At 51.0% G+C, this 15,571-nt stretch carries 14 protein-coding genes; all 14 read left to right on the top strand.

The annotated features are described in order from the left end of the window. The first annotated feature begins 79 nt into the window (after positions 1–79). Positions 80–1,540 carry a glyceraldehyde-3-phosphate dehydrogenase gene (locus ACJJIN_RS08460; RefSeq protein WP_444898235.1) on the top strand — a complete coding sequence of 487 codons (1,461 nt, stop codon included), beginning with the start codon at positions 80–82 and terminating at the stop codon, positions 1,538–1,540. 374 nt (positions 1,541–1,914) lie between these two features. Then, positions 1,915–3,255 (top strand): Na(+)-translocating NADH-quinone reductase subunit A, encoded by a 1,341-nt coding sequence (locus tag ACJJIN_RS08455; RefSeq protein WP_444897695.1) that lies wholly within the window; start codon positions 1,915–1,917, stop codon positions 3,253–3,255. Positions 3,256–3,257: 2 nt separating this feature from the next. Further along, on the top strand, positions 3,258–4,469 hold the full coding sequence (locus tag ACJJIN_RS08450) for an NADH:ubiquinone reductase (Na(+)-transporting) subunit B (RefSeq protein ID WP_108733655.1): 1,212 nt from the start codon (positions 3,258–3,260) through the stop codon (positions 4,467–4,469). After that, positions 4,462–5,244, top strand: coding sequence for a Na(+)-translocating NADH-quinone reductase subunit C (locus ACJJIN_RS08445; protein ID WP_282932330.1), 783 nt, complete (start codon positions 4,462–4,464; stop codon positions 5,242–5,244). Before ACJJIN_RS08450 ends, ACJJIN_RS08445 begins: the two co-directional genes overlap by 8 nt. A gap of 2 nt (positions 5,245–5,246) precedes the next feature. After that, complete coding sequence (locus ACJJIN_RS08440; protein ID WP_282932331.1) at positions 5,247–5,903, top strand: NADH:ubiquinone reductase (Na(+)-transporting) subunit D; 657 nt, start codon at positions 5,247–5,249, stop codon at positions 5,901–5,903. Between the two features lie 3 nt (positions 5,904–5,906). Continuing rightward, complete coding sequence (nqrE, locus tag ACJJIN_RS08435; protein ID WP_020413086.1) at positions 5,907–6,515, top strand: NADH:ubiquinone reductase (Na(+)-transporting) subunit E; 609 nt, start codon at positions 5,907–5,909, stop codon at positions 6,513–6,515. A gap of 17 nt (positions 6,516–6,532) precedes the next feature. Continuing rightward, positions 6,533–7,756 (top strand): NADH:ubiquinone reductase (Na(+)-transporting) subunit F, encoded by a 1,224-nt coding sequence (gene nqrF / locus ACJJIN_RS08430; protein WP_108733652.1) that lies wholly within the window; start codon positions 6,533–6,535, stop codon positions 7,754–7,756. Between the two features lie 14 nt (positions 7,757–7,770). Beyond that, positions 7,771–8,832, top strand: coding sequence for an FAD:protein FMN transferase (locus ACJJIN_RS08425; RefSeq protein ID WP_444897694.1), 1,062 nt, complete (start codon positions 7,771–7,773; stop codon positions 8,830–8,832). Beyond that, a complete protein-coding gene (gene nqrM / locus ACJJIN_RS08420) occupies positions 8,829–9,071 on the top strand; it encodes a (Na+)-NQR maturation NqrM (RefSeq protein WP_282932334.1) in 243 nt (80 codons plus the stop codon). The genes ACJJIN_RS08425 and nqrM overlap by 4 nt, the downstream gene beginning before the upstream one ends. Before the next feature lie 147 nt (positions 9,072–9,218). Continuing rightward, positions 9,219–10,616: a Si-specific NAD(P)(+) transhydrogenase gene (gene sthA / locus ACJJIN_RS08415; RefSeq protein WP_108733649.1), complete on the top strand. Its 1,398-nt coding sequence runs from the start codon at positions 9,219–9,221 to the stop codon at positions 10,614–10,616. Further along, complete coding sequence (locus ACJJIN_RS08410) at positions 10,613–11,077, top strand: thioesterase family protein (protein WP_282932335.1); 465 nt, start codon at positions 10,613–10,615, stop codon at positions 11,075–11,077. Before sthA ends, ACJJIN_RS08410 begins: the two co-directional genes overlap by 4 nt. 96 nt (positions 11,078–11,173) lie before the next feature. Continuing rightward, the gene (locus ACJJIN_RS08405) at positions 11,174–11,812 is read left to right on the top strand and encodes a LysE family translocator (protein ID WP_444897693.1); all 639 of its coding nucleotides are present in this window, start codon (positions 11,174–11,176) and stop codon (positions 11,810–11,812) included. A gap of 765 nt (positions 11,813–12,577) precedes the next feature. Beyond that, complete coding sequence (locus ACJJIN_RS08400; protein WP_444897692.1) at positions 12,578–13,279, top strand: YopT-type cysteine protease domain-containing protein; 702 nt, start codon at positions 12,578–12,580, stop codon at positions 13,277–13,279. 658 nt (positions 13,280–13,937) lie between these two features. Then, positions 13,938–15,521 (top strand): bifunctional AfsR/SARP family transcriptional regulator/alpha/beta hydrolase, encoded by a 1,584-nt coding sequence (locus tag ACJJIN_RS08395; protein WP_444897691.1) that lies wholly within the window; start codon positions 13,938–13,940, stop codon positions 15,519–15,521. The last annotated feature ends 50 nt before the right edge of the window (positions 15,522–15,571 follow it).

Genomic DNA, 15,571 nt, shown 5'->3' with positions numbered 1-15,571 from the left:
CTATAATGCGCAGCCATGCGGTCGTGAGTGGTTTCAAGGCCGTATTTCTTGCCTACTAAATACATTGCAGAGGTGTCCGATAGTGACTCAGAAGCGACCGAAGCCCGCGGACTTTTTCAAGGACTGGAAACAGCGTGAAGCACTGGCTGAATCCATGATCCCGATGATTGGAAAGCTCAACCGTGAGAGCAACGTCGGTATTTATATGTACGGCCGCAACCTGGTTAATCGCTCAGTTCTGAGCATTATGAAAGCGCACCGTTTCGTGCGTCAGGTTGAGGAAAATGAACTCTCCGAGTTTGAAACCTTCCCTGTATTGGAAGCCATCTGCAAGATGGAGCTGGGTCCCGTACATATCGACCTGGGAACCATGACCAACAAGTACATGCGCGACGATCGCGGCTTGTCTGTGGACGAGTTTGTACGTGAAGAGCTGTCCGACGCAGCGGGTGCCGGCAAGCCTCTGCCCGAATCCAAAGATGTTGTGATCTACGGTTTTGGTCGTATCGGCCGTCTGGTTGCCCGCCTGCTAATCGACAAGGCTGGTAGTGGTGATGTTCTGCGTCTGCGCGCTATCGTACTGCGCAAGGGCAAGGCCCCTAACGATCTGGTGAAGCGCGCTTCTCTGCTGCGTCGCGACTCCGTACATGGCGCCTTCCAGGGCACTATCCGTGTGGACGAGGAGACCAACTCCCTGATCTGTAACGGTAATGAAATCAAGATCATCTACGCCAACTCCCCCCAGGAAGTGGATTACACCCAGCACGGTATCAACGATGCGATTATCGTTGACAGCACCGGTGTATGGCGCGATGAAGAAGGTCTGAGCCAGCACCTGCAGAGCCCAGGCGCTTCCAAGGTGCTGCTGACTGCACCGGGCAAGGGCGATATCAAGAATGTTGTTTACGGTATCAACAGCAGCGATATCAAGCCGGAAGACAAGGTACTGTCCGCTGCTTCCTGTACCACTAACGCCATCGTACCTGTCCTGAAGGCGATGATGGATGGCTACGGCGTTGAGCACGGCCACGTAGAAACCGTACACGCCTACACCAACGACCAGAACCTGATCGACAACTACCACAAAGGCGAGCGTCGCGGTCGCGCAGCAGCGCTGAATATGGTTCTGACTGAAACCGGAGCTGCCAAGGCGGTTGCCAAAGCGCTGCCTGAGCTGAAAGGTAAGCTCACCGGCAACGCAATTCGTGTTCCAACCCCGAATGTTTCCATGGCGATCCTGAACCTGAACCTGGGTAAAGAGACCACCAAGGAAGAGTTGAACGAATACATGCGCGATGTGGCACTGCACTCGCCGCTGCGTCAGCAAATCGATTTCACCAACTCCCCGGAAGTGGTGTCCAGCGATTTTGTTGGCTCTCGCGTTGCCTGCGTATTCGATTCCACTGCGACTATCGTGGATGGTAAGAGCGCTGTGCTCTACTGCTGGTACGACAACGAGTTCGGCTATAGCTGTCAGGTGGTTCGCTGCCTGGAAGATATGGCTGGCGTTCGTTACAAGCAGTTCCCTAAAGAGGACTAAGGCGTCACGCCTCCTTGCCGCAGTCGGTACCCAGATCCGACTGCGGGGTTTCGGCGACTGTTCCAGTCGCCGCACCATATCTCCCCAAATCCCTGTTTTTTCAACAGAAATTTCCAATCTTAGTGCCACTTAAAGACTTTCCAGACTGGTAATGACTCTGGCCCATCTTTATAATGCGCGCGATTTTGCGGGGCGGCCGTGCGCCGAGAAGTTAGCGCGCACATCCTTTTTAGTTAGCTTCCTTCCTCCCGGTTCACGGGTGATACGGCATAAGCCCTCGCAGCACGGAATTCCACAATAGGACCCGTCATCCCAGGCATGGGACGGTGGGTCCTATTGCAATTTTTTTAAACTAGAAACTTAGGCATAGGCGTATGAGAAAGATCCGTCGGGGATTGGACTTACCCATATCCGGCGCGCCCGAGCAGGTCATTCAAAAAGGACCTGCGATCAAGACCGTTGCTGTTCTCGGCCCCGATTATCACGGGATGAAGCCGACAATGGCAGTGGCTGTAGGGGATCGCGTCAATCTTGGTCAGCTGTTGTTTAGCGACAAAAAAACTGAAGGCGTGCGCTACACAGCGCCTGCTGCCGGTCGTGTTGTTGCGATTAACCGTGGCGCTCGTCGTGTTCTGCAATCCGTCGTGATTGGCATAGACGGCGATGCAGCGGAACAGTTCCAAAGCTACAGCGCAGATAAACTGTCTGGTCTGACTCGCGAACAGGTCGTTGAAAACCTGGTTGAGTCCGGCATGTGGACCGCACTGCGCACCCGCCCGTTCAGCCGCGTTCCCGCCCTGGACGCTGAGCCGGTAGCTGTGTTTATCAATGCGATGGACACCAACCCTCTGGCAGCCAATCCAGAAGTAGTGATTGCTGAGAATCCCAAAGCCTTCTCTCAGGGCGTTGAGATTCTTTCCAAACTGGCAGAAACCACTTACGTCTGTACTGCTCCAGATACGGATATTCCAGTACCGAACGCAGCGAATATTCGCCGCGAAACCTTTGCCGGCCCCCATCCGGCAGGTCTGTCCGGTACCCACATCCACTACCTGAAGCCAGTTTCTGGCAACCGCAGTGTATTTACCATTAATTACCAGGATGTGATCGCTGTAGGCAAACTGTTTACCACCGGTAAGCTGTTTACCGATCGTGTCGTTTCCCTGGCAGGCCCTCAGGTCAAGCAGCCGCGTTTGCTGCGCACCCGCCTCGGTGCCAGTCTGGAAACCCTGACTTCTGATGAGCTGAAAGGCGATAACGATCGCATCATCTCCGGCTCTGTATTCGGTGGCCGCACCGCTGCTGGCCCGATGGCTTACCTGGGTCGCTACCACAACCAGGTTTCTGTACTGGAAGAGGGCGATGAGCGCCCGTTCCTGCACTATCTGCGTGCGGGTAATAAGCGTTTCTCTGTATTCCCGATTTATCTGTCGCGCCTGGTGAAGAACAAGCTGTTCAACTTCACCACCAGCACCAACGGTTCTGAGCGTGCCATGGTACCGGTCGGTAGTTATGAGAAAGTCATGCCGCTGGATGTACTGCCCACTCAGTTGCTGCGCTCCCTGATCGTTGGCGATACTGCAATGGCGCAGAAGCTGGGCGCACTGGAGCTGGACGAAGAAGATCTGGCGTTGTGCACCTTTGTGTGTCCGGGCAAGTACGAGTACGGCCCCATTTTGCGGGACAACCTGACCCGTATTGAGAAGGAGGGGTAAGTATGTTGCGTAAATTCCTCGATTCGATCGAACCCAAGTTTCACAAAGGCGGTAAGTTCGAAAAGTTCTACGCCCTGTTTGAAGCGATTGACACCGGTCTGTTCCAGCCGGCAGACAAGACCAAAACCACTGCTCACGTGCGCGACGGTATCGACCTGAAGCGTATTATGATCACCGTTTGGGCTTGTGCCATGATCCCGGCGTTCTACGGTATGTGGAATATCGGTTTCCAGTCCAACACCATTCTGGAAGGTATGACCAACCCGGATCTGTCCGGCTGGCGTCACGCCATTATCGGCGCTCTGACTTCCTACAACCCAGCTAGCCTGTGGGACAACTTTGTCTACGGCGCTATGTACTTCCTGCCTATTTATGCGGTCACTTTTATTGTGGGCGGTATCTGGGAAGTCCTGTTTGCTGCGGTGCGCGGTCACGAAGTCAACGAAGGCTTCTTTGTAACCTCCATCCTGTTCGCCTTGACCTGTCCGCCGGATCTGCCTCTGTGGATGGTGGCTATGGGCATCAGCTTCGGTGTGGTTATCGGTAAGGAAGTATTCGGTGGTACCGGCAAGAACTTCCTCAACCCGGCTCTTACCGGCCGTGCCTTCGTATTCTTTGCCTATCCGGCAGCAATGTCTGGAGATGCGGTTTGGACTGCGGTTGACGGTTATACCGGTGCTACTGCGCTGTCTGTTATGGCCAGCGAAGGTATCCAGAACGGTATCGTCAATGCTGCTGTTGGCCAGGTAACCTGGTTCGACGCTTTCTTCGGTCAGATCCATGGTTCCATTGGTGAAACTTCTACCCTGGCTATCCTGATTGCCGGCGTAATCCTGATGGGCATGAAGATCGCCAGCTGGCGCATCGTAGCCGGCACTCTGCTGGGCATGATGGCCACCTCTTTCATGTTTAACATGATTGGTTCCGAGACCAACCCGATGTTCCAGGTACCCTGGTACTGGCACCTGGTAGTGGGCGGTTTTGCCTTCGGTCTGATCTTTATGACTACGGACCCTGTATCTGCTGCGATGACCAACACCGGTCGCTGGTGGTACGGCATCCTGATCGGGGTGATGGTTGTCCTGATTCGTGTGGTGAACCCGGCCTTCCCGGAAGGCATGATGCTGGCGATTCTGTTCGCCAACCTGTTCGCTCCGCTGTTTGACCACTTTGTGGTGCAGTCCAATATCAAACGGAGGTTGGCACGTGGCTAATAAAGATTCCGTAACCGGTACTCTGATTGTCGCGCTGGTAATGTGCCTGGTGTGCTCCGTAGTGGTATCCACCGCTGCGGTAATGCTGAAGCCTGCCCAGCAGGCGAATGCCGAGCTGGACATGAAGCGCAACGTACTGATGGCTGGCGGCCTGTTGAAAGACTCTCACGCTGATAAAGCGGAAGTCGAAAAGGCCTTCGCCGACGTAAAAATCAAATACGTCGACCTGAATACCGGTAAGTTTACCGATCAGGCTCCGGCTGGTGGCAGTGGTCGCGCTGCTGCCAAGATCCCGTCTGACAGTGAAAAACTGCCGGCTGACGAGGACACTGCCAAAATTATCCGCCGGGAAAATACCAAAGAGGTATACCTGGTAGAGAAAGACGGCAAGCTGGACAAGATCATTCTGCCGATTCGCGGTTATGGCCTGTGGGGCACCCTGTACGGCTTCCTCGCTCTGGAGAGCAACCTCGACACCGTAGCGGGCCTTGGCTTCTACGAGCACAAGGAAACTCCGGGACTGGGTGGTGAAGTTGACAACCCCAACTGGAAAGCCCAGTGGATTGGTAAGAAAGTCTTCAACAACCAGGGCGACGTGGATATCGCAGTGATCAAGGGTCAGGTTAACCCCAACAGCCCAGACGCGATTCACGAAGTAGATGGTCTGTCTGGTGCAACTCTGACCAGTAAGGGCGTTAGCAACCTGGTGAACTTCTGGTTGGGTAACCAGGGTTATGGTCCCTTCCTGAAAAACCTTAAAGCAGGGGAGGCATAAGCATGAAAATTAAAGATACTCTGCTAGAGCCGATTTTTAACAACAACCCGATCGCGCTGCAGATCCTGGGTATCTGTTCTGCACTGGCTGTTACCAGCTCGCTGCAGGTTACCCTGGTAATGTGTATCGCACTGACCTCGGTTGTGGCCTGTTCCAACGTTGCGGTATCCCTGATCCGCAAACAGATCCCGAACAGCATCCGTATCATTGTACAGATGACCGTGATTGCCTCTTTGGTAATCCTGGTAGACCAGCTGATCAAGGCCCTGGCTTACGACATCTCCAAGCAGCTGTCTGTATTCGTTGGTCTGATCATTACCAACTGTATCGTAATGGGCCGTGCGGAAGCCTTCGCTATGAAGAACCCGCCGCTGCCCAGCTTCTTCGACGGTCTTGGTAACGGTCTGGGATACAGTGTGATCCTGATCGGTCTCGCGGTGGTTCGTGAACTCTTCGGCGCCGGCAAACTGTTCGGTGTAGATATCCTGACTACCGTGAGCAACGGCGGTTGGTATATCCCCAACGGCTTGCTGCTGTTGCCGCCGAGTGCATTCTTCCTGATCGGCCTGTTCATCTGGGCAATCCGTGCCTGGAAACCGGCACAGGTGGAAGAAGATGAGTTCAAGATTGCGCCTAATTCCCAAGCGCAGGAGGCCTAATCCGTGGAACATTATATTTCTTTGATTATCCGCGCCGTTTTCGTTGAAAACATGGCGCTGGCCTTCTTCCTCGGTATGTGTACCTTCTTGGCGGTATCGAAGAAGATTGAGGCCGCTATTGGCCTGGGTGTTGCGGTTATCGTGGTGCTGACTCTGACAGTACCAGTGAACAACCTGATCTACACCTACCTGCTGAAAGACGGTGCACTGGCCTGGGCCGGTTACCCCGACGTGGACCTGAGCTTCCTCGGCCTGTTGTCCTACATCGGCGTAATTGCGGCACTGGTACAGATCCTGGAGATGTTCCTGGATAAATATGTACCGGCTCTCTACAACGCGCTGGGTGTATTCCTGCCGCTGATTACCGTGAACTGCGCCATCATGGGTGCTTCCTTGTTCATGGTTGAGCGCGAGTACGCGTTTGGCGAGAGTGTTGCCTATGGCTTCGGTGCCGGCCTCGGCTGGGCACTGGCGATTACCGCTCTGGCCGGTATTCGTGAAAAGCTGAAGTACAGTGACGTTCCGGATGGCCTGAAAGGTCTGGGTATCACCTTCGTAACTGTTGGTCTGATGTCCCTGGGCTTCATGTCCTTCGGCGGCATCGATATCTAAGCGGGGAAAACAATAGAATGAGTATTGAAATTATCCTCGGCGTAGCGATGTTTACCGTCATCGTTTTGGCGCTGGTAGCGGTGATCCTTGCGGCCCGCTCGCGCCTGGTAAACACCGGCAACGTCAACATCCTGGTTAACGGTGAGAAGACTCTCACCGTACCGGCCGGCGGCAAGCTGCTGCAAACCCTGGCTGCCAACAACCTGTTTCTGGCCTCCGCCTGTGGTGGTGGCGGCAGCTGTGCGCAGTGTATCTGTAAGGTGAATTCCGGTGGTGGCGATATGCTGCCGACTGAAGCGGCTCACTTTACCCCGCGCGATGCAAAAGAAGGCAAGCGTCTTTCCTGTCAGGTTGCGGTTAAGCAAGACATGGAAATCGAAGTGCCGGAAGAGGTGTTTGGTGTTAAGCAGTGGGAATGCACTGTGGAATCCAACCCGAACGTGGCCACCTTTATTAAAGAGCTGACCCTGCGTCTGCCCGAAGGTGAAAACGTTGACTTCCGCGCTGGTGGTTACGTACAGCTGGAAGCTCCGGCTCACCATGTCAAGTTTGCTGACTTCGATGTCGAAGAGCAGTACCGTGGCGACTGGGAGCACTTTGGCTTCTTCAAGCTGGAGTCCAAAGTGACCGAGCCTGTGGTTCGCGCTTACTCCATGGCTAACTACCCGGAAGAGAAAGGTGTTGTTAAGTTCAACATCCGTATCGCGACTCCGCCGCCCCGCACTGAGGGCATTCCGCCGGGTCAGATGTCTTCCTACGTTTTCAGCCTGAAGGCAGGTGACAAGATTAAGGTGTATGGTCCCTTCGGTGAGTTCTTCGCCAAGGAAACTGACAACGAAATGGTATTTATCGGCGGTGGTGCCGGTATGGCGCCAATGCGTTCACACATCTTTGATCAGCTCAAGCGCCTGAACTCCACCCGTAAGATCAGCTTCTGGTACGGCGCGCGCTCCCTGCGCGAGATGTTCTACGAAGATGACTATAACGGTCTGGCTTCCGAGTTCGATAACTTCCAGTGGCATGTGGCTCTGTCCGATCCGCAGCCGGAAGACAATTGGACGGGTTACACCGGATTCATCCACAACGTGGTATATGAAAACTATTTGAAGGACCACCCGGCTCCGGAAGATTGTGAGTACTACATGTGTGGGCCGCCCATGATGAACGCGGCAGTCATCAATATGCTCAAGGACTTGGGTGTAGAAGATGAAAATATCCTGCTGGATGACTTCGGCGGATAATTGGAGGGCTTAGCTTGCTAAAAGCAATCACAGGCCCGACAAACTCAAAAACAGGGCCCGTCTTTACGGCCCTGTTTTTGCTTTGGGCGGCTGTAATTTTATCGGCTTGTGCTCCTTCGCCGGAGTCCTGGCAGTTGGCTGGCCGCACCATGGGAACCAGCTATCACATCACCGTCGTTCAGGTGCCCCCTGGGCTGGAGCAGGGTGAGTTGCAGCAGTTGATCGACGATGAGTTGCAGCAGGTCAACCAGGAGATGTTGACCTATATCGACGACTCTGAGTTAATGCGCTTTAACCAAAGCCCGGTAGGGCAGGCGATCCCGGTTAGCCAACACTTGGCAGATGTACTGGAAATGTCCCTGGATATTTATCGCCGCAGTGAAGGCGCTTTCGAGGTGACGGTCGGCCCTCTGGTCAACTTGTGGGGTTTTGGTCCCCAGCCCGAACCGGAGCATATCCCCTCAGATAAAGACATTGCCGATCTGCTAACCGTCGTCGGTTCCGATGCGTTAACCCTGACCCGTAAGCCAGACACTGTTATCAAGAGCCGCCCCGTTGAGGTGGATCTTTCAGCGATTGCCAAGGGCCATGGCGTTGATCGGGTTGCCGAGCTATTGGAAGACCTGGGTATTCGAAACTACTTGGTCGAAATTGGCGGTGAACTGCGAACTAAGGGTGTGAATCCAAAGGGTAAGACCTGGGTAATTGGCATTGAAGTACCCAGCGTGGCAGGTCAGATGGTGCAGGAGCCAATTGCGGTGAGTGGGAAGGCAGTAGCTACGAGTGGAGACTATCGCAACTACTACGAAAGGGATGGTGTTCGTTACTCCCATAGCATTGACCCACGCTCCGGGCGGTCCATCAAGCACAAGTTGGCATCGGTAACCGTTATTGCGGAAACCTGTGCTGAAGCCGATGGTCTGGCTACCGCGATCAATGTCCTCGGTGCTGATGCCGGCATGGCGCTGGCAGAAAGAGATAATCTAGCCGTCTTTATGGTGGTGAAAACTGATTCAGGTTTCGAAGAGCGTTCTAGCTCTGGCTTTAAACCTTATGTAGAGAGGTCTGAGAAGTGACAATTTTCATATTTGCCTTTGTGGCCATGTTGCTCGTTGTTGCCGGTATGGCGATCGGGGCCATGGTTCAGAACAAACCGTTAAAAGGAACTTGTGGCGGGCTCAACAATATCGGCATGAAGCAGGATTGCACAGTCTGTGGTGGCGATGACGATGAGTGTGAAAAGGAACAGGAGAGGCAAAGACAGCAGCAGATGACTGCCGAAGATCTCGCTTACGACGCATCTAAACGCAAGTAAGCTTTCCCTCTCCAACAAGCCCGTGATCAACGGGCTTGTTGTTTTATGTCATTGGCACAAGTGGTGTCGATAACCGTATATTTAGTATTGAGTAAATGGCGTTAGCACGCTGTGGACTCTGTTTGGAAAATAGAATTAGAGCATTTAATGGCAGAGCAAAAGTTTGACCTGGTAGTAATTGGTTCTGGCCCGGCTGGAGAGGCCGCCGCAATGAGCGCAGCAAAAAAGGGCATGCGCGTTGCGGTTATTGAAAAGCGCCAAGTGGTTGGTGGTAATTGTACTCACAAAGGTACCATTCCCTCCAAGGCGCTGCGCCACTCTGTCAAACAGTTGATGCGTTATAACACCCAGAGCGTTTTTCGCGCATTGGGTGAACCCCGCCGCCTTACTTTCCCCCAGGTAATGCAGACGGTGAATAAAGTCATTTCCTATCAGGTGGAAATGCACACTTCATTTTATGCCCGCAACCGGGTTGAGCTGATCGTCGGCGAAGCCAAGTTCCGCGATGAACATACTGTCGAGGTGCTCATGCCCGATGGTGCGGCGGAAACTATTACCGCGAAGAAATTTATTATTGCTACTGGCTCACGCCCTTATCGCCCCGCCGATGTAGACTTTGATCACGAACGAGTCTACGACAGCGATATGATCCTGGACATGCAGCACACCCCTCACTCCATTATGATCTATGGTGCTGGTGTTATCGGCTGTGAATACGCGTCTATCTTTGCTGGCCTCGGCGTTAAAGTGGATTTGATTAATACCCGAAACAGCCTGCTGGAATTTCTCGATGATGAGATTTCTGATGCGCTGAGCTATCACCTGCGGGATATGGGCGTGACTGTTCGCCACCAGGAGGAGTATGCGCGGGTACTGCCCAATGAGCAGGGCGTAATTATGGAGATGCAGTCCGGCAAACGTATTCATGCGGATGCACTGCTCTGGTGTAACGGCCGTACTGGCAATACCAGCTCCCTCGGCCTGGAGAATGTCGGTCTGGAAGCGAACCATCGCGGACAATTGAGCGTTGACGATCACTACTGTACCGAAATTGAAAATATCTTTGCGGTAGGTGATGTGATTGGGTGGCCGAGCCTTGCCAGTGCCTCTTATGACCAGGGGCGTGCGGTTGCAGCAGCGATTGCGGGCCGTGGCCATCGAGTAATTGAAGATGCGCCTACCGGGATTTATACCCTTCCAGAGATTTCCTCTGTGGGTAAAACCGAATCAGAGCTCACCGCAGCCAAAGTACCCTACGAAGTGGGCCGCGCACTGTTCAAGCACACTGCGCGGGCGCAGATTTCTGGTGAGCGCGTAGGCATGCTCAAGATTTTGTTCCATATCGAGACTCACGAAATCCTGGGCATTCACTGCTTTGGAGCAGAGGCTGCTGAGATTGTGCATATTGGCCAGGCCATTATGAAACAACCAGCACCGAATAATTCAATCGATTATTTCGTTAATACCACCTTTAACTACCCCACCATGGCAGAGGCATATCGCAGTGCTGCACTGGATGGGCTCAACCGGGTTGCCCGCCTATGACAGAACCCTCACCCAGTGAGTTTCAGGCGTTGGTAAAGGAATTTTTTGAGCAGATTCCTTTTAATCAACAAATTGGACTTGAGATGCGCGACCTGGACCTGGAGGCGCTCACACTTTCCGCAGGCTTTGAACTGAACCCACAGTTGATAGGCAATGTGTGGAAGAACATCCTGCACGGTGGCGTAATTGCCACCGCCCTGGATACGGTTGGTGGTTTGACCGCAATGGTCGCCGCCTACCAGCATCTGGGAGATGTGCACTGGAAAGAAAAAGTGGATCGCCTATTAAAGCTGGGTACGGTCGACATGCGTGTAGACTACCTAAAGCCGGGCAGGGGAGAACACTTTCTCTGCCATGGCTCAATTCTGCGCACCGGTAACAAGCTGGTTGTAACGAGAATGGAGTTGATTAACGACACGGATGAATTGATTGCTACCGGTACGGCAACTTACCTGTATTGACCTTAGTCCGAGCCAACCCTTGGCTCGGCGACCTCCTTAGATATACCCCTTAGATGTACCCCTTATCCACTGGCTTTCTTTAAGGTGTTTATTATTATGAGTGAAATCCTCGCATTTGCTGCAATCTCTCTTTTGTTGGTTATTTCACCAGGGCCGAACAGCGTCCTGATTCTTAAAACAGTAGCTAGTAGGGGGCTGAGGCCGGGAGTGGAGAATATTTTTGGGCTGGTTTCAGCAACATTTGCCCATGGTGCCATTTCGATCTTGGGTTTATCGGCGATTATATTGCAGTCGGCTGAAATTTATACATTCATCAAATATCTTGGGGCCGCCTACCTGGTTTATTTGGGAGTGAAAACGATATTAGCCACACTATCAAAATCTTCCGTGAAGGATACAGGGGATGAATTGTTACCAATTACAGCAGCTCCTGGGAACTCATTCCGAAATTTTGGAGAGGGCTTTCTAACCCAGATTCTTAACCCCAAGGTATCGATGTTTTATCTCGCGGCCTTTCCGCAGTTTATCTCAGTTGGCAGCTCTAGTTACTATGAGGCTTTCCTGCTGGTCTCACTTCATGCATCAATAATATTCCTGTGGTTTCTGGCTCTTGCGATTATGTTGTCGAAGTGGAAAGTGGCTTCCATTGGTGGGAATATGCAAAGATGGGTTCAGCGTTTTAGTGGTGGCCTATTGATTGGTTTTGGCTGTTTAGTAGTTCGCCAGGATACTTAAGGTTCTCTCGTGTAACTGATGTTATTTCCAGGGCTTCCAGTATTTATTCCTTCCTCCCTAGGTTAAAACTTCCCCTGGCGGGTATGGAACACAACAATAGCAATATCCCTCCGAGACAAAAAAGAGCCACGATGTAGTGGCTCTTTAGCCTTTTTGATCCAAGTTCATTGATTCTTTCTTCTGATCGTTTGTTTATGTCTCTTTTGAGTACGTTATGCGGTGTAGCGAAAGGTACTGATTGTTGCCTGTTTATCGAGGGTAATGAAATCATTGTATTGATTTAAAATTAACTGGGTGTTTAGTCAAATTGCTGTACTGATAAGTATATTTAAAACCAGTCTCTATTTAGGTAAGCCGAAATACCTTGATGCTTGTAGTGAATTTTAAATAACAATAATTATTTTGTGGTTGTTTTGCCTGATGGTGACATTGAGCGCTTGTCGTGGACTTGTAGTCTGTAAAAATATAGCATGTTGAAAGCGTTATATTTTCGACCATTCAAACTAATATAGTCATTGCTAAGATGCGTTTTAATTTTAAGGTTCCCTTAAATGTGGGTGATACCTCAGTGTTTTGTTTGTCACTTTCTTGTGATGAGATGATCGGTTGAGGTGCAGTCTTTGAATTTTTGTCGTGGTTTTTAAAGGAAGTGTTCGGGTGATATTTTTTCTAATAATAATTAATCACTAAATTTGCACATTGTTTGCATAAAGCCCGGATAATATAAATAAAGCCGAATATTCGGTTGTGATGTGAGGATAAAAAATGCCAAGTTTACTGAATAGTGATGCAAGTGCGTCCAATTACGGTGGGCAGTTAACCTGGAAATTCAGTCAGGGAAGCTATTCAAAAATCACCAAAAAGCATCCACATACCAAGGGTGGGATTTGTGAGGCTCTGTCAGTTAGTTGGATCAGTAAAGCCCTTCAGTCGGGGCTTCAGGATGCTCTAACGACTGGTAATAGTATCGATGAGACAAAAATAGCGGTGGTCGCCCAGCGCTTCGCCTCTATGTATCGATTTAAGTTTGCAAATGGAAGTGAGGGTAGGCCTAGCACATCTCATGAGATGATTAAGGAGACTAAACAATATTTGGAGTCTCAGGGATTTCGCAATATTGGGCAGGCGGGTAGCGGTATTGCACAGAAAAAGAAAAGTCCTTCGTTGAACGATCAGTTCGCAGCATCTTTTGATGTTCTTGAATCCAAAGACTGCTTCAAGCAGCAGTCCAATACTATCCACTGCGTCTTAAGGACGGCTGGTACTGGTTGGGGACATGCGATGGCATTTCGTGTTGAGCCATCTGCTGATAAAGTAAGTTACTTTTTTGATCCTAATAAGGGTGAGTTTAAATTTCTTAAATATTCACAATTTAGAAAGTGGTATGAGCACTATCATAGTGATTCGAGATTATATAGAACTTCAAGGGCTTTGGGGTTTGATATCTTTGTGCATAGCGACAGATAAATTAGGGCTTGTGAGTTAGCGCTTGCGCATTTGAAGAGCACTTTGGGTAGTTGGGTAGGGTGTCTACGGGTTGTAAACCTAGAGGAGCCGCTCTCCCTTCTACTTTAGGCTTATACAGTTTTTATTTTGACCTTCCGTTTTTCGTGCGTGTCTTAGCATAAACTTTGAAGGGCCTTTGTGAGTCAAATCTCCGGCTATTCGCCTGAATTATAAGTCTCGCGCTGACATAGTTTTTGAATTTGTAAAAATAGGTTTTTAACTCACTTTCAATATGTTCACTTGGCCTCTCAATACTTTTTCTACTTTTTATAATTGCCGATGATATGTTCGCCTGGCTCAGGGGTATTCAGCCCTTTTCTTGGGTCTATTTTTGGCGTTCTCAGTATCTCTTGAAGAGGCTATTGGATTAGACCAATCTTTCAATTTCAGTCTAGGCCCTCAAAGAAACCTAGCGGAGTACGCTTTTTGGGGTAGGGATAAGCCTCACAGCGGCGTTTATACTGTCATTGCCAAGCGACTCGGAATAAGGGGTTTTGGCAGAGGGTTTCACATCTTTCGCGAGCGGTGTTTGCAGCTAACAATTATCCTTGAGAAAATCACCGGCGCCTTTCTCTGAGAACTGCTAGTACTTTACATTTCAGGGGTTAATAACTTATCAATGGGAATCTCAATCCAAATGCTGGGCGACCTTCTTGTCTCCCGTGATGGCAGCCCAGTTAATCTACCACCCTCAAGAAAAACTCGAGCACTTTTGGCTTTCTTACTGTTGGCTGCGAGACCTCACAGGAGGGATCGCTTATGTGAGATATTTTGGGAGCTGCCCGACGATCCGCGCGCCTCCCTGCGCTGGTCTTTGAGTAAAATTCGATCCATTGTCAACGACCCAGAAGTAGAGCGCCTCATTGCTGATAGAGAGCGTGTCAGCTTGGATACGGAAGGCATTTGTATTGATGTTGCCGAAATAGCACTCAAGCTTGATTCCCCCGGCGTTTTGGCAGCAGAGCTGGAAGATATCCATCGACAGCTGCAGGAGCCTTTCCTGGATGGGATCGATCTGCCCGATCAAGAACTATTTCAACGGTGGTTGATGTCTGAACGTCAAGAGATTGTTCAATTGGAAGGGAGGGTGCTGTCCCGCTTGTCCTCTCACCCGGGCGTCCCTATACCGGACCAGTTAACTTGGGCCCGCAGCTGGGTGGCATTGGAGCCCTATAACCCAAACGCTGCAACGCAGTTACTGCATTTGTTGAGCTCATTGGGATTGAGTAGTGAAGTGGAGTTTGAACGGACAAGGCTTGCTGAAAGATTCCGCAAAGCAGGCATTACATGGTCGCCCTGCAGGCTTGGTGAGTCGGCAGTTCAGAAATCCGGTGATGATTTAGCTACGGGGCGTAAACTGCTAACTCAACAGAAGGTTGAGTTTTGTACGGCCAGCGATGGTGTGCGTATTGCCTATGCCAAGATGGGAAAGGGGCTTCCTATAGTTAAAGCCGCAAACTGGTTGAGTCATTTAGAGCATGACTGGGACTCCCCGATATGGAGTCCATTGTTTCGGGAGCTTTCTGTCGACCACCAGTTTATTCGTTACGATGAGCGTGGGAATGGCCTGTCGGATTGGGAAGTTGAAAATATCTCTTTTGAGTCGTTTGTTACAGACCTTGAGACAGTCGTCGATGCCTGTGAAGTTGATAACTTTACTTTGCTAGGTATATCGCAAGGAGCGGCAGTATCTATTGAATATGCAGTAAGGCATCCAGAGCGTGTTAGGCAGCTGATTTTGTTTGGGGGTTATCACGCAGGTTGGCGAATAGGTGCCAGTGAGGCCACGATAAAAGAGCGTGAAGCAGTAATGACCCTGACAGCGACGGGCTGGGGGCAGGATAACCCTGCTTATCGGCAGATTTTTTCCACGACATTTATGCCAAGCGCGAATGCCAGCGAATTAGAGTGGTTTAATGAGTTTCAGCGGCTGACTACTTCGCCGGAAAATGCTGTCCGCTTCCTATCGGTTTTTGGCAGTATTGATGTGCGGGACAAGCTCAAAGAGATTAATGTGCCCACTTTAGTGATCCATTCGCTAGGGGACCAGCGTATTCCTGTTCAAACGGGCTGTGAAATTGCTTCTGCTATACCTGGCGCTCGATTTGTTGGTCTCAATAGCGACGGTCACTTACTCCTGGGGCGTGAGCCTGCCTCGAATGTATTTGTGGAGGAAGTTCGTCAATTTATATCAAAGCATTAATTGCCGATAGTGTGACCTATAAAAATAATATGAGGGAGGGCGGTTCTGCG

The organism is Microbulbifer maximicatervae (SeqCode), assembly GCF_052467505.1.
This window is presented reverse-complemented; position numbering and strand designations above follow the sequence as displayed.

Coding starts and splice junctions, on each gene's coding strand:
- nqrF (WP_108733652.1), top strand. CDS start 6,533: ATGAGTATTGAAATTATCCTCGGCGTAGCGATGTTTACCGTCATCGTT.
- ACJJIN_RS08395 (WP_444897691.1), top strand. CDS start 13,938: ATGGGAATCTCAATCCAAATGCTGGGCGACCTTCTTGTCTCCCGTGAT.
- ACJJIN_RS08410 (WP_282932335.1), top strand. CDS start 10,613: ATGACAGAACCCTCACCCAGTGAGTTTCAGGCGTTGGTAAAGGAATTT.
- ACJJIN_RS08440 (WP_282932331.1), top strand. CDS start 5,247: ATGAAAATTAAAGATACTCTGCTAGAGCCGATTTTTAACAACAACCCG.
- ACJJIN_RS08405 (WP_444897693.1), top strand. CDS start 11,174: ATGAGTGAAATCCTCGCATTTGCTGCAATCTCTCTTTTGTTGGTTATT.
- ACJJIN_RS08400 (WP_444897692.1), top strand. CDS start 12,578: ATGCCAAGTTTACTGAATAGTGATGCAAGTGCGTCCAATTACGGTGGG.
- sthA (WP_108733649.1), top strand. CDS start 9,219: ATGGCAGAGCAAAAGTTTGACCTGGTAGTAATTGGTTCTGGCCCGGCT.
- ACJJIN_RS08450 (WP_108733655.1), top strand. CDS start 3,258: ATGTTGCGTAAATTCCTCGATTCGATCGAACCCAAGTTTCACAAAGGC.
- ACJJIN_RS08455 (WP_444897695.1), top strand. CDS start 1,915: ATGAGAAAGATCCGTCGGGGATTGGACTTACCCATATCCGGCGCGCCC.